The 17,523-nt window shown below is 72.2% G+C and carries 14 protein-coding genes; 7 read left to right on the top strand and 7 right to left on the bottom strand.

The genetic code is table 11. The features are described from left to right. The first annotated feature begins 65 nt into the window (after window positions 1–65). On the top strand, window positions 66–239 hold the full coding sequence (locus tag DMH12_RS38925) for a hypothetical protein (protein WP_163016070.1): 174 nt from the start codon (window positions 66–68) through the stop codon (window positions 237–239). A 143-nt stretch (window positions 240–382) separates the two neighbouring features. On the opposite strand, the gene DMH12_RS03785 is transcribed toward DMH12_RS38925, so the two are convergent. Together DMH12_RS03785 and DMH12_RS03780 are read right to left on the bottom strand one after the other, a co-directional pair. Beyond that, the gene (locus DMH12_RS03785) at window positions 383–1,201 is read right to left on the bottom strand and encodes an inositol monophosphatase family protein (protein ID WP_125490099.1); all 819 of its coding nucleotides are present in this window, start codon (window positions 1,199–1,201) and stop codon (window positions 383–385) included. Between the two features lie 8 nt (window positions 1,202–1,209). Beyond that, complete coding sequence (locus tag DMH12_RS03780; protein ID WP_125490098.1) at window positions 1,210–2,337, bottom strand: ferrochelatase; 1,128 nt, start codon at window positions 2,335–2,337, stop codon at window positions 1,210–1,212. Between the two features lie 164 nt (window positions 2,338–2,501). Here DMH12_RS03780 and DMH12_RS03775 point away from each other — a divergent pair, with 164 nt between their 5' ends. Together DMH12_RS03775 and DMH12_RS03770 are read left to right on the top strand one after the other, a co-directional pair. Further along, window positions 2,502–3,746, top strand: a complete 1,245-nt coding sequence (locus tag DMH12_RS03775; protein ID WP_125490097.1) for an MFS transporter — start codon at window positions 2,502–2,504, stop codon at window positions 3,744–3,746. Further along, window positions 3,700–5,025, top strand: coding sequence for a D-arabinono-1,4-lactone oxidase (locus tag DMH12_RS03770; protein WP_125490096.1), 1,326 nt, complete (start codon window positions 3,700–3,702; stop codon window positions 5,023–5,025). Before DMH12_RS03775 ends, DMH12_RS03770 begins: the two co-directional genes overlap by 47 nt. On the opposite strand, the gene DMH12_RS03765 is transcribed toward DMH12_RS03770, so the two are convergent. Continuing rightward, on the bottom strand, window positions 4,949–5,818 hold the full coding sequence (locus tag DMH12_RS03765; protein WP_125490095.1) for a hypothetical protein: 870 nt from the start codon (window positions 5,816–5,818) through the stop codon (window positions 4,949–4,951). The genes DMH12_RS03770 and DMH12_RS03765 overlap by 77 nt on opposite strands. Window positions 5,819–6,290: 472 nt before the next feature. Between DMH12_RS03765 and sepH the strand changes: the two genes are divergently transcribed. Continuing rightward, a complete protein-coding gene (sepH, locus tag DMH12_RS03760; protein WP_125490094.1) occupies window positions 6,291–7,352 on the top strand; it encodes a septation protein SepH in 1,062 nt (353 codons plus the stop codon). A 280-nt stretch (window positions 7,353–7,632) separates the two neighbouring features. On the opposite strand, the gene DMH12_RS03755 is transcribed toward sepH, so the two are convergent. Further along, complete coding sequence (locus DMH12_RS03755; RefSeq protein ID WP_125490093.1) at window positions 7,633–8,484, bottom strand: sulfurtransferase; 852 nt, start codon at window positions 8,482–8,484, stop codon at window positions 7,633–7,635. 225 nt (window positions 8,485–8,709) lie between these two features. On the opposite strand from DMH12_RS03755, the gene DMH12_RS03750 reads away from it, so the two are divergent. Further along, window positions 8,710–9,513, top strand: a complete 804-nt coding sequence (locus DMH12_RS03750; protein ID WP_125490092.1) for a VOC family protein — start codon at window positions 8,710–8,712, stop codon at window positions 9,511–9,513. Between the two features lie 51 nt (window positions 9,514–9,564). On the opposite strand, the gene DMH12_RS03745 is transcribed toward DMH12_RS03750, so the two are convergent. Beyond that, window positions 9,565–11,187, bottom strand: a complete 1,623-nt coding sequence (locus DMH12_RS03745; RefSeq protein WP_125490091.1) for a long-chain fatty acid--CoA ligase — start codon at window positions 11,185–11,187, stop codon at window positions 9,565–9,567. A gap of 177 nt (window positions 11,188–11,364) precedes the next feature. Here DMH12_RS03745 and hemA point away from each other — a divergent pair, with 177 nt between their 5' ends. Further along, a complete protein-coding gene (hemA, locus tag DMH12_RS03740; protein ID WP_125490090.1) occupies window positions 11,365–12,573 on the top strand; it encodes a 5-aminolevulinate synthase in 1,209 nt (402 codons plus the stop codon). 24 nt (window positions 12,574–12,597) lie between these two features. Here hemA and DMH12_RS03735 read toward each other — a convergent pair whose 3' ends face one another. Further along, a complete protein-coding gene (locus DMH12_RS03735) occupies window positions 12,598–14,403 on the bottom strand; it encodes an ABC transporter ATP-binding protein (RefSeq protein WP_260474026.1) in 1,806 nt (601 codons plus the stop codon). A 12-nt stretch (window positions 14,404–14,415) separates the two neighbouring features. Further along, a complete protein-coding gene (locus DMH12_RS03730; protein WP_125490089.1) occupies window positions 14,416–16,143 on the bottom strand; it encodes an ABC transporter ATP-binding protein in 1,728 nt (575 codons plus the stop codon). A 353-nt stretch (window positions 16,144–16,496) separates the two neighbouring features. Between DMH12_RS03730 and DMH12_RS03725 the strand changes: the two genes are divergently transcribed. Continuing rightward, entirely contained in the window at window positions 16,497–17,519 is a 1,023-nt protein-coding gene (locus DMH12_RS03725; RefSeq protein ID WP_125490088.1) for an NAD(P)-dependent oxidoreductase, read from the top strand. The last annotated feature ends 4 nt before the right edge of the window (window positions 17,520–17,523 follow it).

Here is a 17,523-nt window from a genome sequence, read left to right as displayed (position 1 = left end):
ATCGCCCCTTCCGAACGGCACACCCCCGTGCCAACGACCCACGACCCAGGACGAGGGGGCGCAGCATGGACGCTTTCACCGCAGGACTTCTGCAGCGCATACAGACGACCGAGTCCGACCTGTCCCGGGCCCGAGACGAGGGCGACGAGTTCCTTGTCGACGTGGAACTGGGAGAGCTCGACGACCTGCGCCGACTCGCCGCCGAGCACGGCGTGGAGGTAAGGGCGACCAACGCCTGACCGACCCGGGAATGACGAAGCCCCGGCGATCCAGCGCCGGGGCTTCGTCGTGTCCGGGTGCGCTGCCGGGCGGCCCCCGGGTCATGCCTTGCCGCGCCGATGGGCCCGGGGCCGACCGCCACCCCTGATCCACCGCCGGAGGCCTACGCCCCGAAGTCCGTCAGCAGGCGCTGGAGGGGTTCGAAGACGGACGGGGTGGCCGCGATGGTCAGGGTGCCGGAGGGGCGCTCACCCGGGCGTCCTCCGGTCACCGCGCCCGCCTCACGGGCGATCAGGTCGCCCGCCGCGAGGTCCCATGGGTGCAGCCCGCGTTCGTAGTAGCCGTCGAGGCGTCCCGCGGCCACGTCGCACAGGTCGATCGCGGCCGAGCCACCGCGCCGGATGTCCCGCACCAGCGGGATGAGCCGCCGCGCGATCTCGGCCTGCTCCGCGCGGACGTCGGCGACGTAGTTGAAGCCGGTGGAGACCAGCGCCTGGTCCAGCGGGGCCGCGGGCCGGCAGGCGAGCGCGCGTTCGCCCTCCCAGGCTCCGGTCGCCCAGGCTCCGCCGCCCAGCACCGCGTGGTAGGCCTCGCCCCGCATCGGGGCCACGACCGCAGCCGCCACCCGCTCACCGTCCTGCTCGGCGGCGATGGAGACCGCCCAGGTGGGCAGCCCGTACAGGTAGTTGACCGTGCCGTCGAGCGGGTCGATGACCCAGCGGACGCCGCTCGTGCCCTCGGCGGCGGCGCCCTCCTCGCCGAGGAAGCCGTCCTCGGGGCGGCGCTCGGCGATCAGCCCGGTGATCAGATTCTCCGCCGCGATGTCCATCTCGGTGACCACGTCGATCGGGCTGGACTTGGTCGCGGCGACCGCGAGGTCGGCCGGCCGGCCGTCGCGCAGCAGCGCGCCCGCGCGGTGGGCGGCCTCCCGGGCGATCGTCAGCAGCTCGGCGTGGAGCGGGTCGGTCCTCAGGTCGGTCACGGGCTTCCTCACGCGTAGGGGCTGTCGGCGCCCGCCGCGGCGGGCCGGGGTGCGCGGGCGGGGCAGCAGCCGACCGGGCACAGGTTGTGGCTCGCGCCGAGCGCGCCGAGCGCGCACGGGGCGGCCTCCTCGCCGCGTTCGTCGGCGGCCCGCTCCACGACGAGGTCGCGGACCGCAGCGGCGAACCGCGGGTCGGCGCCGACGGTCGCGGAGCGCCGCACCGGCAGCCCCAGCTCACCGGCCTTGGCGGTGGCCTCGGTGTCGAGGTCGTACAGGACCTCCATGTGGTCGGAGACGAACCCGATGGGGGCCATCACCACCGCCGGGGCACCGGCCGCGTGGCGCTCCTCCAGGTGGTCGCAGATGTCGGGCTCCAGCCACGGGATGTGCGGGGCGCCGGAGCGGGACTGGTAGACGAGCTGCCAGGGGTGGTCGACGCCGGTGCGCTCGCGGACGGCGTCGGCGATCACCTGGGCGACGTCGAGGTGCTGGCGGACGTAGGCGCCGCCGTCGCCGTGGGCCTCGACCGGACCGGAGGTGTCCGCGGCCGAGGTGGGGATCGAGTGGGTCGAGAACGCGATGTGCGCGCCGTCGCGGACCTCCTCGGGCAGCTCGGCGAGGGACCGGACCACCCCGTCGACCATGGGCTCCACGAAGCCGGGGTGGTTGAAGTAGTGCCGGAGCTTGTCGACCCGGGGCGGCGCCAGCCCCTCGGACTCCAGGGCGGCCAGCGCGTCCGCGAGGTTCTCCCGGTACTGGCGGCAGCCCGAGTACGAGGCGTAGGCGCTGGTCGCGAGGACCAGGACCCGGCGGCGGCCGTCGCGGACCATCTCGCGCAGGGTGTCCGTCAGGTACGGCGCCCAGTTGCGATTGCCCCAGTAGACCGGCAGGTCCAGGCCGTGCTCCGCGAAGTCCTTGCGGAGGGCGTCCAGCAGGGCGCGGTTCTGGTCGTTGATCGGGCTGACCCCGCCGAAGAGGAAGTAGTGCTGCCCGACCTCCTTGAGGCGTTCCTTCGGGATGCCCCGCCCGCGCGTCACGTTCTCCAGGAAGGGGACCACGTCGTCCGGGCCCTCCGGGCCGCCGAACGAGAGCAGGAGCAGGGCGTCGTACGGACTGACATCGAGCACGTCTGGCATGTCTCGATCCTGCCACCAGGCACTGACAGCGAGGAAACGGCGGGGTACCGACCGTGCGTTCCACCAGGTCCGCGGGGGTGTTTCCGGGCGTTTCGGCGAGTAATCTGTATCGACTGTGTTCGCACCTTACTGAGCGCGTTGCCGAGCCTTTTCCGGAGACCTCGTTGGCCAGCCCCTACCGCGCCCTGTTCGCCGCCCCCGGCAGCAAGGGCTTCTCCGCCGCGGGCTTCCTCGGCCGGATGCCGCTGTCGATGATGGGCATCGGCGTGGTGACCATGATCTCGCAGCTCACCGGGCGGTACGGACTGGCCGGGGCGCTGTCGGCCACCATCGCGCTCGCCGCCGCCGTGGCCGGACCGCAGGTCTCCCGCCTGGTGGACCGCTACGGGCAGCGGCGGGTGCTGCGTCCGGCGACCCTGGTGTCGCTGACCGCGGCGGCGGTGCTGCTGCCGGCCGCGCACTACGGGTGGCCGGACTGGGTGCTGTTCGCGGCCTGCGTCGGCATCGGCTGCGTGCCGAGCCTCGGCGCAATGGTCCGGGCCCGCTGGGCGGCCCTGTACCGGGGCACCCCGCAGCTGCACACCGCGTACTCCTTCGAGTCCGTGGTGGACGAGATCTGCTTCATCTTCGGGCCGATCATCTCCATCGGCCTGTCCACGGCGTGGTTCCCGGAGGCCGGGCCGCTGCTCGCCGCCTGCTTCCTGGCGACCGGCGTCTTCTGGCTCACCGCGCAGCGGGCCACCGAGCCGGTGCCGCACCCGCGTGAGCACAAGGGTGGCGGCACCGCGCTGCGCTCGCGCGGCCTCCAGGTCCTGGTCGGCACGTTCGCGGCCACGGGGACGATCTTCGGGGCCATCGACGTCGTCACCGTGGCGTTCGCCGAGGAGGAGGGGCACAAGGCCGCCGCCAGCCTCGTCCTCGCCCTGTACGCGGCGGGGTCGTGCACGGCGGCCATGATCTTCGGGCTGCTGCGCTTCGCCGGTCCGCCCGAGCGTCGCTGGTTGCTGGGCGTGTGTGCGATGGCCGTGAGTATGATCCCCCTGCTACTGGTCGGAAACCTGCTGTTTCTGGCCGCGGCGCTGTTCGTTGCGGGTCTGTCCATCGCTCCGACGATGATCACGACGATGTCCCTCATCGAAGAGCACGTACCACGCGCGCAGCTCACCGAGGGCATGACCTGGGTGAGCACCGGACTCGCGGTCGGGGTCGCGCTCGGCTCCTCCGGCGGCGGCTGGGTGATCGACGCCTCCGGGGCACGTGCGGGGTACTGGGTTCCGGCGGTGGCCGGGGCCGTCGCGGTCGCGGTCGGTTTCCTCGGGTACCGCCGGCTCAAGCGGCCGGATCCGCGTCGGGGAGGCACCGTTGAGCAGCACACGCACGGCGAACGGCCGGAACGGCACATGGCGTAACTGGGGCGGCAACGTCTCCGCGCGTCCCGCGCGGGAGGTCGCTCCCGCCTCCGTCGAGGAGCTGGCCGACGCGGTCCGCGCGGCGGCCGGGGAGGGGCTGCGGGTCAAGGCGGTCGGCACCGGGCACTCCTTCACCTCCATAGCGGCGACGGACGGCCTGTTGATCCGCCCTCAACTGTTGACGGGCATCCGCGACATCGACCGTGCCGCCATGACGGTCACGGTGGAGGCGGGCACCCCGCTCAAGCGGCTCAACCTGGCCCTCGCGCGTGAGGGGCTGTCGCTGACCAACATGGGCGACATCGTGGAGCAGACCGTCTCCGGGGCCACCAGTACCGGCACCCATGGCACGGGCCGCGAGTCGGCCTCGATCGCCGCCCAGATCCGGGGGCTGGAAATGGTCACCGCGGACGGCTCGGTGCTGACCTGTTCCGAGCGGGAGAACCCCGAGGTGTTCGCCGCCGCCCGGGTCGGCCTGGGCGCGCTGGGCGTCGTCACCGCCCTCACCTTCGCCGTGGAGCCGCTCTTCCTGCTCACCGCGCGTGAGGAACCGATGCCCTTCGAGCGGGTCCTCGCCGACTTCGACGAACTGTGGACCGAGAACGAGCACTTCGAGTTCTACTGGTTCCCGCACACCGGCAACACCAACACCAAGCGCAACAACCGCAGCGCCGGACCGGAGCAGCCGGTCGGCCGGATCCGGGGCTGGTTCGAGGACGAGTTCCTGTCCAACGGCGCCTTCCAGGCCGCCAACTGGATCGGCCGCGCCGCCCCCGGCGCCATCCCGGCGATCGCCCGCTTCTCCAGCAAGGCGCTCTCCGCGCGGACGTACACGGACACCCCGCACAAGGTCTTCACCTCGCCGCGCCGGGTGCGGTTCGTGGAGATGGAGTACGCCGTGCCGCGCGAGGCGGTCGTCGAGACGCTGCGCGAACTCAAGGCGATGGTCGACCGGTCACGGCTCAGGATCAGCTTCCCGGTCGAGGTGCGCACGGCCCCGGCCGACGACATCACGCTGTCCACCGCCTCGGGACGCGACAGCGCGTACATCGCCGTGCACATGTTCCGGGGCACGCCCTACCAGGCGTACTTCACCGCGGCCGAGCGCATCTTCACGGCGCACGAGGGACGGCCGCACTGGGGCAAGGTGCACACCCGGGACGCCGAGTACCTTTCCCGGGTCTACCCGCGCTTCGGCGAGTTCACTGCGCTGCGGGACCGCCTTGACCCTGACCGTCTGTTCCTGAACGACTACTTGCGCCGGGTTCTGGGGCCGTAGCCGAGTCGTCGGGGGCGGGGGTCGCGGAGTCGCCTGAGCCCTCGTCCCCGGTGGCGTCAGGGGTGGGCGTCGGGCTGGTCGCCGTACCGCCGTCCTGCCCGGCGTCGCCGCCCGGGAAGGTGTCGTCGCCGGTTCCGCTCGGGGTTCCCGACGGCGTGGCGGCCGGGGTGTCGCTCCCCGACCCGTTGTCCCCGGCGTTCCCGGAACCGCCCGGGTCGCCCTTGCCGTTCCCGGAGTTCCCGGAGTCCCCGGAATCGCCGGAATCGCCGGAATCATCGGAGTTTCCCGAGCCCGAAGCGGACTTGTTGTGACCGGAGAGGGCGTTGCCGACCGTCGTGCGGTGGCCTCCGCTCAGGTTCTCGCCGGAGGCGAGCTCGTACGTGGTGATCCCGGCCATGGCGACCCCGAAGACGAGGGCCGCCGCGAGCACCGGGCGCTTCCAGCCCGTGGTCCGCGCGCGGTAGACGGTGCCCTCGGAGAACTCGCCCGGCGCCGGAGCCGGTTCCGCTCCGCGCCCCGCCCCCTGGGCGACGGCGGCCGTGCGCTTCACCCGGAGCTGCTCCCCGGTGCGCTTGAAGAAGTGCTGGAGGACCGAGCCCCCGCACGTGGCGACCACGCTGATCACACCGGCGCCCAGGATCGTGCCGTAGACGCCGAACGAAGAGGCGAGTTTGGCGGCCACCACGGCGGCCAGCGCGCTGCCCGCGACCTGGGCGACGCTCAGGTCGATCCGCCTGGTTTCCCCCTCCGTACGCACGTCCGCCTCCCCGGCGCCACCGGACTTTTCACGCATCCTCTGACCTTGCCTGCCTTTCCCCTACGGGACCGATCAACTGCACGAGAAAGGGACGTGCGGCCGAAACCATTAGTTCCGTTTCTGGTGATTGCGTGAAGTACGCCACGTCCAAGATCGCGCAATTCACGGCGGGGACGGCCAAGCACCCCCTCTTGTCAGAAGTTGGGCGGCGTGCCAATCCACGCACGTGGCCCGAATGGAGTACTGTTGCGAGCCCTGGGTCCGGTCTCCCGACAGGGGGTTCGGCGCCTTGAAGGACCGCCGGGAGGGGGCTAGTTGCACAGGGTGACGGAGTTGGTCACTTAGCGTTGCGAACAGGTAACCGTGCCATAACGGCGATCCAGGGCCCGCGCCCGACACGCCGGGCAACTCGGCAAGGTTGTGGCAGGCTGCACCCGGGCAGGCCACACTCGACAGAGCGGAAGCAGCGACGCACGTGACGTCGGCAGGCACCACCCGGGAGGTCCCCATGCCCGAACTGCGTGTCGTGGCCGTCTCGAATGACGGCACACGGCTGGTGCTGAAGGCTGCGGACAGCACGGAGTACACGCTTCCGATCGACGAACGACTCCGGGTCGCCGTGCGCGGCGACCGTCCCCGCCTCGGCCAGATCGAGATCGAGGTGGAGAGTCATCTCCGCCCCCGCGACATCCAGGCGCGTATACGTGCCGGCGCGACCGCGGAAGAGGTCGCCCAGATGGCCGGCATCCCCGTCGACCGCGTACGGCGCTTCGAGGGCCCCGTGCTGGCCGAGCGCGCCTTCATGGCGGAGCGGGCCCGCAAGACCCCCGTCCGCCGCCCCGGCGAGAACTCCGGGCCGCCCCTCGGCGAGGCGGTCCAGGAGCGGCTGCTGCTGCGCGGCGCCGACAAGGACACCGTCCAGTGGGACTCCTGGCGCCGCGACGACGGCACCTGGGAAGTACTCCTGGTCTACGTGGTCGCCGGCGAACCGCACTCGGCGAGCTGGACGTACGACCCGCCCCGGCGGCTCGTCCAGGCCGTCGACTCGGAGGCACGCGCGCTGATCGGCGAGTCCGACGACCTCGCCGCGGCCGAGCCCAGCTTCCCGTTCGTGCCGCGCATCGCCCGGCTGCCGCGCGACCGGCCGCTTGACCGCTCCCTCGACCGGGAGCAGCGGGAGCGGCCGAGCCTGCCCCCGCCGCCGTCCGAACCCGCCGAGGAGACCGCGGTCACCGCCTCCGCCGAACGCGAACGGGACTCGCTCACCAGCCTCCTGGAAGCCGTACCGAGCTTCCGCGGCGACCTGGTGGTGCCCGAGCGCGCCCCGGAACCGGTGGTGGAGGAACCGGCCGAGGAGCCCGAGGTGGAGGAGCCCCCGGCGCCCGCCGCGTCGGCCGGTTCCGCCTATGCCGACGTGCTGATGCCGCGCTCGGTGGCCAGTCACCGCGACCGGCTCACCGGCTCCACCGACCGCCAGGCGGAGGCCGACGGCGTCCGGCCGGGCCGCCGCGCGGCGGTGCCGAGCTGGGACGAGATCGTCTTCGGCACCCGCCGCAAGAAGCAGGAGTAGGGCCCGGGCACCGCACCCTTACGTCCCGGACCGGGGCCGTACCCACGCGGGTGCGGCCCCGGTGCCGTGCGCGGGACCCTTGTGCTGTTCGGTCGCGGGGCCGCCCGGTCACCCGTCGGGTGCGCCCCGGCCGCCCCGCCCGCGCCCGCCTCCCTCGGCCGAGCGCGCACACGGCCCGTCCGCTCCGGTCGCCACCACCGAGAGGCGTCACCGGGGCCCGGCGTCCACCCCGCTCCGAGACCCGGCGACCGGACCCGCCCCGTACATGCCTTCCGCGCCCCTACTGCGGATCCGGTCCCACCGCGACCGGCCGGGACGGGTCCGAGGACCACTCCGACCACGAACCCACGTACAGCGCCGCCGGGATGCCCGCCACCGCCAGGGCGAGCACCTCGTGGGCGCCCGACACGCCCGAGCCGCAGTAGACGCCGACCTCGTCGCCCTCCGTGGCGCCGAGTGTCCTGAAACGCGCCCGGAGTTCCCCGGCGGGCAGGAAGCGGCCGTCCGCCGTCACGTTGTCCGTCGTCGGTGCGGACACGGCACCCGGGATGTGACCGCCGACGGGATCGATGGGCTCGACCTCGCCCCGGTAACGCTCCCCCGCACGGGCGTCGAACAGCACCCCGGAGCGGGCCAGCGCGGCGGCACCGTCCGCGTCCAGCAGCCCCGACGCGCCCGGCGACGGGGCGAAGTCGCCCTCCTCGGGGACCGGGACGTCCGTCGACAGCGGCGCCTCCCAGGACGGCAACCCGCCGTCGAGAACCCGCACGTTCGGGTGACCCGTCCAGTGCAGGAGCCACCACGCGCGGGCCGCCGCCCACCCCTGCCCACCGTCGTAGGCGACGACCGGCCGGCCCGACGACACGCCCGCCCGGCGCATCGCCGCGCCGAACTCGGCCACGTCCGGCAGGGGATGCCGACCGCGCCCGCCGGGCGCGGAGGCGAGTTCCCGGTCCAGGTCGACGTAGACGGCGCCGGGAAGGTGCCCGGCGGCGTACTCGGCCCGGCCGTCGAAGGGCGGGGCGCCCGCCGCCCCGGCCGTGCTCAACTGCCAGCGGACGTCGAGCAGGACGGGCGGGTTGGAGCCCGCCAGCTCCTTCATGAGTTCGGATGCGGAGATGATGGCGTTCATGGCCCCATCCTGGCGTACCGAGTGGCCGAGGCGTCGATGTCGGGCTACTCTGCCCGCCGGACAGTACCGATCACGAGGCGTGCGGGTTCGGGCACATGCTGTACCACCCGGGCGGCCGGACTGCCCCACGAGCGCACCCGGGGCGCACGGCGCCGGGACCGGCGCGGGGTCCGTCGGAGTGAAAGCGGACGCACGGCCCGCGCAAGGGCCGAGAAGAGAGTGACGATGACGGACGCACGGGGGTCGGTCGGCCGGAACGGTGGGACGAACGCCCGGCGCACACCCGGCGCACCCTGCTGGGTGAGTCTGATGGTGCACGGACCGGCCGCGACCCACGACTTCTACGGGGGCCTGTTCGGCTGGGAGTTCCGGCCCGGACCCCAGCAACTGGGCCCTTACGTGCGGGCCCTGCTCGACGGGTACGAAGTGGCGGGAATCGGCCAACTGCCGCCCGACCGCCAGCTCCCCATCGCCTGGACGCCCTACTTCGCCTCCGACGACGTGAACCGCACCGCCGAGACGGTGCGGCTGTGCGGTGGCACGGTCGGCGTCGGCCCGCTGGACGCGGGCGAGGCCGGCCGGCTGGCCATCGCCTCGGACCCTTCGGGTGCCGTCTTCGGCGTCTGGCAGGCGGCGGAACACCTCGGCACCGCCGTCACGGGCGTGCCCGGCACACCGGCGTGGAACGAACTGATCACGTTTGAGACGGCGAACGTCGCCAAGTTCTACGCAACGGTGTTCGGCTTCGAGCCGGCGCCGTCGGTCTCGGCCGGCTTCGACCATGTGACCCTGCGCCTCGACGGCCGCCCGGTCGCCGGCATCCACGGCCTGGGCAGCGCGCTCCCCCGGGACCGGGGGCCGCACTGGCTGACGTACTTCGAGGTGGCCGACGCGGACGCGGCCCTGGAGCGGCTCGTCGGCCTCGGCGGCCATGTGCTCGAGCCGGTCCAGGACTCGCCCCGGGGCCGGACGGCCATGGTCGCGGATCCGGAGGGGGCACGGTTCTCGCTGCTCCAGGCCGAGTGGTGACGTCGCGGTCCTCGGCCCGCACGACACGGCCGACAACCGCGCGGCGCACGGTCAGGGTGCCTCGTCCGTCCGCACGCCGTCGGCGGATCCCGTCTCGGCTCGTGTACCGGTTTCTTCGCCGGTCCTCTTCCTCAGCAGGGCGGCCAGTTCCCGCTTGAGGACCTTGCCGCTCGGCCCCAAGGGGAGGGCGCCGACGAACTCCACGCGGCGCGGGTACTTGTAGGCGGCCATGCGCTCACGGGCCCAGGCGATCACGTCCCGTGCCAGCGACGCGTCCGGCGCGGTGTCCGGGCGGGGGACGATCACCGCGCAGACCTCCTGGCCGTAGCGGGCGTCCGGTAGGCCGATCACCGCGGCCCGGGCGACGCACGGGTGGCGGGACAGCGCCTCTTCGACCTCGCGCGGGTACACGTTGTAGCCGCCCCGCACGATCATGTCCTTCTTGCGGTCGACGATGGTCAGACAGCCCTCGCCGTCCTTCGTGCCGAGATCGCCCGAGCGGAACCAGCCGTCCACGAACACGGCCTCGGTGGCCTCGGGGTCGTCCAGATAGCCGGCCATCACGTTGTGGCCGCGAATCACGATCTCGCCGATCTCTCCCGGCGGGAGCAGCACGACGCGGTCCTCGGTGTCCGCCCGGGCTATCTCCGCCTCCACGCCCCTGATCGGCCGGCCGACGGTGCCGGGCCGCCGGGGCCACGCCTTCTGGTTGTAGGCGACGCAGGGGGAGGTCTCGGTCAGTCCGTAACCCTCGTAGACGGGGCAGCCGAAGGTCGTCTCGAAGTCCTCCAGCACCCGGACCGGGAGCGCCGAACCGCCGGAGTACGCACGGGCGAGCGGCGGGCGGCGGGCGTCCCGGGCCGCGGCCTCGAGGAGCGTGATGTACATGGTCGGCACGCCCATGAGGACCGTGCAGCGTTCGCGCACCATCAGGTCGAGCGCCGCCTCGGGGGTGAAGCGGGGCATCAGGACGAGGGTCGCGCCGGCTCGGAAGCACGTCCCCATGCCGCAGACCTGGCCGAAGGTGTGGAACAGGGGGAGGCAGCCGAGGAGGACGTCGTCGGGACCCATGTCGAAGGGCGAGAGCATCGTCGTGTCGATGTTCGACAACAGGTTGAGGTGGCTGATCATGGCGCCTTTGGCACGGCCCGTGGTGCCCGAGGTGTACAGGATCAGCGCGATGTCGTCCGGCGCACGGGGCACCGGTGCCTCGATCGGCGCGGCCCGTGCCACGAGCCGGTCGAGCGCCGACCCGCCCGTGGCGCCGGCCTCCGAACCGACCGTCAGCAGCGGCACTTCGGCGCGCTTCGCCGCCGGCTCACCCTCACCGAGGAGCGACCCGGAGCACAGCACCGCACGCGCCCCCGAGTGCCGGAGTACGTACGCGATCTCCTCCGCCTTCAGGAGCGCGTTCACCGGTACGACGGTCGCGCCGAGCGCGAGGACGCCGAAGTACGCCGCGGGAAACACGGGTGTGTTGGGGAGCAGCAGCGCGACCCGGTCGCCGGGGGCGACGCCTCGCTCGCGCAGCGCCGCCGCGTACCGTCGCGCCGCCAGCCACAGGTCGCCGTAGGAGACGCGCTCGGGACCGGCCACCACCGCCGTGCTTCCCGGGGTGCGCCGCGCGGTGTCCGCGAGCACGTCCGCTGCCGAGAGCGTGGCACCGCCGGTCATCGGACCGGCCCGCCCATTCCGGCACGACCGGAAAAGGAACGGTGAAACCGCGAGAAGGAGATTTCACATTCGGTCATCGATACTCCGCTTTCACGCGAAGGCGCACTGTGCAGGGACCTCGGCGCATCCTACGATGAGGCCCGTCGAAGGGAAAGCGACAGAGAGCGAGCACAAGACATGTCGGAGTACCTGGACTTCTTCGCACGCCTTGCGCAGGAAACATCCGAGCGTAAACGGGAGTTTCTGGAGCTCGGCCGCATTGCGGGCCGCTTCCCCGCGGCCGACACGGCTCAGCATGGCGAAATATCGATCTGGTGCAGCAACGACTATTTGGGTATGGGGCAACACCCGGACGTGCTGGCGGCGATGAAGCGCGCCGTCGACGAATGCGGGGGCGGGTCAGGCGGTTCCCGCAATATAGGCGGGACGAACCACTATCACGTCGCCCTGGAGGCGGAACTCGCCGCGCTGCACGGAAAGGAGGACGCGGTGCTGTTCACCTCCGGTTATTCCGCGAACGAGGGCGCGCTCTCCGTGCTCGCCGGACACATCGACGACTGCGCCGTGTTCTCCGACCAGTTGAACCACGCGTCCATCATCGACGGCCTGCGGCACAGCGGGGCCGAGAAGTTCATCTACCGGCACAACGATTGCGCGCATCTGGAGGAACTGCTGTCCGGGGTGGATCCGCAGCGGCCGAAACTCGTCGTGACGGAGTCCGTGCATTCGATGCGCGGCGACATCGCGCCACTCGCGGAGATCGCCGACATCGCCAAGCGGTACGGCGCGGAGACGTTCATCGACGAGGTTCACGCGGTGGGCATGTACGGTCCCGAGGGCGCCGGCATCGCGGCGCGGGAGGGACTCGCGCCCGCGTTCACCGTGATGATGGGGACGCTGGCCAAGGGCTTCGGGATGACCGGCGGTTATGTCACCGGGCCCACCGTTCTCATGGACGCGGTGCGGGCCTTCGCCCGGTCGTTCATCTTCACCACGGCCCTGCCGCCCGCCGTGGCGGCCGGCGCGCTGGCCGCCGTACGGCATCTGCGCGGTTCCGAGCTGGAACGCGAGCGGCTGGCCGCCAACGCCGGCCTCCTGCACGGCCTGTTGCGGGAGCGGGGCATTCCGTTCCTGTCCGACCAGACCCACATCGTCTCGGTGCTGGTCGGTGAGGACCGCCTCTGCAAGCGGCTGTCGGCGCTGCTGCTGGAGCGGCACGGCGCCTACGTGCAGGCGATCAACGCGCCGAGCGTGCCGACCGGCGAGGAGATCCTGCGGGTCGCCCCCTCGGCCGTCCACGAGGCCGCCGAGGTCCGCGGGTTCGTCGAGGCGCTCGACGGGATCTGGTCCGAGCTGGGCGCGCCGCGGGGTGAGCGGCTGTCCTGATCGAGGAGCCGCCCGGTCGCCGCGTCACGGCAGGGCTCCGTCGGAAGGGCCCGGCCTCGGCTCCGGGTCCTGATCGGCCCAGATCCGGCGCATCTCGGCGGAGGCGTCGAGTACTTCGGGCAGTGTCCCGACCGCGTCCACGCGCCCGTCCTTCAGCACCACCACCCGGTCCGCCGCGCGCAGCAGCGTGGGCCGGTGCGACACCGCGAGGACGGTTACCGTGCCGTCCAGCAGCCGGTCCCACAGGACCTGTTCGGTGGCCGGATCCAGGGCACTGGACACGTCGTCGAACACGAGGAGTTCGGGGCGCCGGGCCAGCATCCGGGCGATGGCCGTCCGCTGGAGCTGGCCACCGGAGAGCCTGAGGCCCCGCGGACCCACGACGGTGTCGGCGCCGTCCTTCATGACCGCGACGTCGGGGGCCAGGACCGCGGTGCGAGAGGCGGCCTCGAAGATCCTCGGCCCGCCCTCACCGTCGCCGTCCTCCTCGCCGAGCCCCAGCAGGACGTTCTCCCGCAGCGACCCGCTGAACAGTCGCGGCTCCTGGGGCGTGTAGCCGCAGCGCGGCGGCACCAGGAAGGCCGCGGGGTCGGCGACCGGCTCCCCGTTCCACACGATGGTGCCCCGTTCGTGCGGCAACAGCCCCAGGACGGCCCGGAGCAGCGTCGACTTGCCCGAACCGACGCCTCCGGTGACCACGGTGACGGACCGGCGTACGACCGTGAGGGAGACATCCTCGATGCCGCGCTCCGAGCCGGGGTGCCGTGCGGTCAGCCCGTGGACGGTCATCTCCCGCAGCGCGGGGCCCGGGTCGGGCGAGGGCGTGGGCGCGGGCCCGGCCTCGGGCGCCGGCTCCACGGATGGTGTCAGAGGCCGTCTCCCGAGGAAGGCCGTGATCCGGCCGAGAGCCACCGAGACGCGCTGCAGCCGCACCGAGAGGATGCCGATCGAGGCCAGCGCCTCGGCGAGGATCTGCAGGTAGAAGGCGAACAGCGCCAGATCCCCGACGCTGAACGCCCCGCTGTGTGCCTGCCCCGCCGTGAGCAGCAGGACCACGCCGATCCCGAGCGGGGTCGCGTTGCCGATCACGGTCCGCTGCACCCCGGCGAAGAGTTCCTCGCGCACCGCCAGGCGGGCCCTGGCGGCGTTCAACTCGACGACGTGGGCTGCCACATGGTCCTCGGCGGCTGCCGCCTGCACCGCCTTTACCGCCCCGAACGCCTCCCGCAGGGCGCCGGCGACCTCGGCGGACGCGGTCCGGGTGGCGTTGCGCAGGCGCAGGAACCGGCCGTGGACCGCGGCCGTGACCACCGTGATGAGGACCAGCAGGGCCAGCAGCGCGATCGTGACCACCGCGTCGATCCGCACCATCACGGTGACCGAGGCGACGACGAACAGCCAGTGCGCGAGGTTGGTCGGCGCCCAGGCCACGAAGAATCCCGTCTCCTCGACGTCCTCCCCCGCCACCCGCAGGGCCTCTCCCGGCGTCGTCCGGGACATGGCGCCCCGGCCGCGCAGGGCGGTGCCCAGCAGGTCCCGTCGCAGCCGCGCCGTCGTGCCGTACTGGACCCGTGGCTCCAGCCGGTTGATCATCACGCCGAACTGCAGGCAGAGCCGGGCCACCTCGATCGCGGCCACCCAGGCGATGAGCAGCCAGACCCCGCCGCCGGCCCCGATCTCGTCGAACAGCCGCTGGAACAGCAGCCCCACCGCCAGGGTTCCGGCCCGCAGCAGCACCCACAACCCCGTCAGCGCCCAGTAGGCACCGGCGGAGCCGCGCAGCACGGCCCCGAGTCGCCCGAGCGTGCCCCCTGCGTCGATGTCGGTCACCCTTGTGTCCCGTCAGCCGACGCGCAGCAGTTCGTGGAAGCGCGAGGTCGGGTCGGCCGCCAGCACCGTCTGCTCCCCGTGCTCGACCACCGTCCCCGCGTCGAGGACGAGGATGCGGTCGACGTTGCGCAGGGTGTGCGGCCGGTGCTGGACCACGACGGCGGTCCGTCCGGCCAGCAGCCGGTCCATCGCGGGCATGAGCTGCCGTTCGGTGTGCGGGTCGAGGCGGGCTGTCGGTTCGTCCATCAGGACCACGGCCGGGTCCCGCAGGAAGACACGTGCCAGGGCGAGGAGTTGTTCCTCGCCCGCCGACATCCCGCGCGCTCCGCCGCCCAGCACGGTGTCCAGTCCGTCGGGCAGCTCCCGCCACCAGTCGCCGAGTCCGGCCTCGTCCAGTGCGCCCCGCACCCGGTCGTCGTCGACGAGGCGGTCGAAGAAGGTGAGGTTGTCCCGGAGGGTGGCGTGGAAGACCTGGACCTCCTGGGTGACCAGGGCGACGCGGCCGCGCAGCGCCTTGGTGTCGAGACCGGCGACGTCCTGGCCGCCGACGGTGACACTGCCGCTCGTGGCGTGGTGCAGCCCGAACAGCAGCCGTACGACGGTCGACTTGCCGCTTCCGGTCCGGCCGACGATGCCGAGCCGCTCCCCGGGGCGCAGCCGGAAGGACACGTCCCGCAGCACGGGCTCGCCCGGCTCGTACGAGAAGGACACGTGGTCCAGCCGGGTACCCAGCGGCCCGGCGGGCAGGCGCAGGGTACCGGTGCGGACGACGTCGTCGTCCTGGTCGAGCAGTTCCTTCAGGCGCCGCACACTGACCGCGGCCTCCTCCAGGTCGTGGAATCGGGTGGTCAGGGCGAGCAGCGGACGGCGCAGCAGCATGGCGTACGACAGACAGGCGAAGGCGGTCCCGATGGAGAGCTGTCCGCGGTCGTGCAGCCATACGCTGACCGCCAGGGCGAGGACCACGCTGGCGGTGGACAGGCCCTGGACGGTGGCGGGCCAGCGGGCCGAGACCCGCGCCGCGCGGCGGGCCCGCCCGTACAGGTCGGCCTGCCGTGAATCCAGCGTGCGCATGGTGTGGCCGAAGGCCCCGTTGGTCCTCAGGTCCTCGACGCCGGCCAGCCGTTCTTCCAGGAAGCCCAGGAGGTCGGCGGACGAGGCCTGCCGGGCGGCGACGAAGGGCATGGCCCGGCCCACGAGCCGGCGCAGCAGCAGCAGCGTGCCCGCGGCGAACGGCGCGAAGACCAGGGCCAGGCGCCAGTCGAGCTGGAAGAGGGCGCCGATGATCCCGACGACCAGCAGCATCTGGGCGAGGACCTCCAGGACCAGCGCGGACATCACCGCGGCGAGCCGGGTGACGTCGCCGTCGACGCGGTCGACGAGTTCGCCGGGCGGATGGCGCTGGTAGAAGCGGGAGGGGCGGCGCAGACAGTGGGCCACCAGGTCGGCGCGGAGCCGGTTGGTGGTGCGCCAGGCGAGCCGGGCGGCCACGGCGTCGCAGCCGATGGTCACCACCAGCAGTCCGAGGGCCGCCGCCAGATACCAGACGGCGACCGCGAGCAGCAGGTCCGAAGGGCTTCGGGAGAGCGTGTGGTCGATGAACCTGCGCATCATCTGCGGTGCCACGAGCTGGAGCCCGATGCCGAGCGGGACCAGCACCGAAAGAAGCAGGACGGAGGGGCGTTCGCCGCGCAGATAGCGGAAGAGTACGGACAGCTGCCGCAACGGACTGCCTGCCAACGCGTCCCTCCCCCCAAGGCGGCGGAAGGCCTCAGCATAAAGTCCTTGCCGACGGTTGGGAATGACGCGTGGAGTCCGTGCGGGAGTCCGGAAATGGCACGTCCGCATGCGGAATATGGCCCGCCGCTTGTTCCGGAGCACGGGGACCGGTAAGCCGTTGCTGCGGATTCCTCGCACTGTTAGACTCCACGGGTCCTCTGGGCAATTCGCCCTGCGCGCCATCGTCGTGCGCCAGCACTTCTCGGCCACATTCTCCGCACCCGCGCTTCGCAGGGGTCCGGCACCCGAGGGCAGCACCAGCACATAGCACCGCCTTGAACGACCGGATACCAACGGACCAAGGGGGATTCGCAATGTCGGGTGACACGCACGACGGTGTCGATAACACAAGAAAAGTCGTGGTCACCGGTGCCGCGGGTTTCATCGGTTCCCATCTCGTCGAGGCGTTGCGACGCGAGGGCGCGAACGTGACGGGCATTGATCGTAAATCGAGTTGGGCCACGGGTGAAATCGCGCCATCCGCGGATACGGGATCTCTCCACGCGATCCGCGCCGATCTCGTATCCGCCGATCTTTCGACCTGTCTCGAAAATGCCGAAACTGTCTTCCACTTAGCCGCGCTGCCTGGTGTGCGTCCGTCCTGGACACAATTCCCCGAGTATCTCCACTGCAACGTCCTGGCCACCCAGCGCCTCATGGACGCGTGTGTGCGCGCCGGGGTCCCCCAGGTGGTCATGGCCTCGTCCTCCAGCGTCTACGGCGGCGCGGAGGGCACGATGCACGAGAACGACCTCCCCCGTCCGTTGTCCCCGTACGGGGTCACCAAGCTCGCCGCGGAACGGCTCGCCCTCGCCTTCGCGGCGCGCCTCGACACCGCCCTGTCGGTGAACGCCCTCAGGTTCTTCACGGTCTACGGCCCCGGCCAGCGCCCGGACATGTTCATCGGCCGGGTCATCCGCGCCGCCCTGGAGAACAAACCGATCGAGGTCTACGGCGACGGCACCCAGCTCCGTGACTTCGTCCACGTGTCGGACGTCGTGCGCGCGCTGATGCTCGCGGCGGCGCCCCGGGGTCGGGGTACCGGTGTCCTGAACATAGGAACCGGCCAAGCCGTGTCGATGAACGAGGTCCTTGCCCTGACCGGCGAGCTGACCGGCCGGACCCCGGACGCCAGGTACGGCCCCGCACGCATCGGTGACGTCCGGGCCACCACGGCCGACATCGAGTGCGCCAGGCGCCGCCTCGGCTTCACCGCGCGGAAGGATCTGCGCGCCGGGCTGGCCACGCAGATCGAGTGGGCCAGGCGATCGCTCGCCCGGGCGGCGTCGCCCAGAACCGCCTCGCCGGCCGGTATGGCGCCCACCCGCCGGTCGTAGCCGT

The sequence above is a fragment of the Streptomyces sp. WAC 04229 genome (genome assembly GCF_003947455.1).
Lineage (GTDB): Bacteria > Actinomycetota > Actinomycetes > Streptomycetales > Streptomycetaceae > Streptomyces.
The sequence above is the reverse complement of the archived record's forward strand: the minus strand, read 5'-3'. Positions and strand labels throughout refer to the sequence as shown.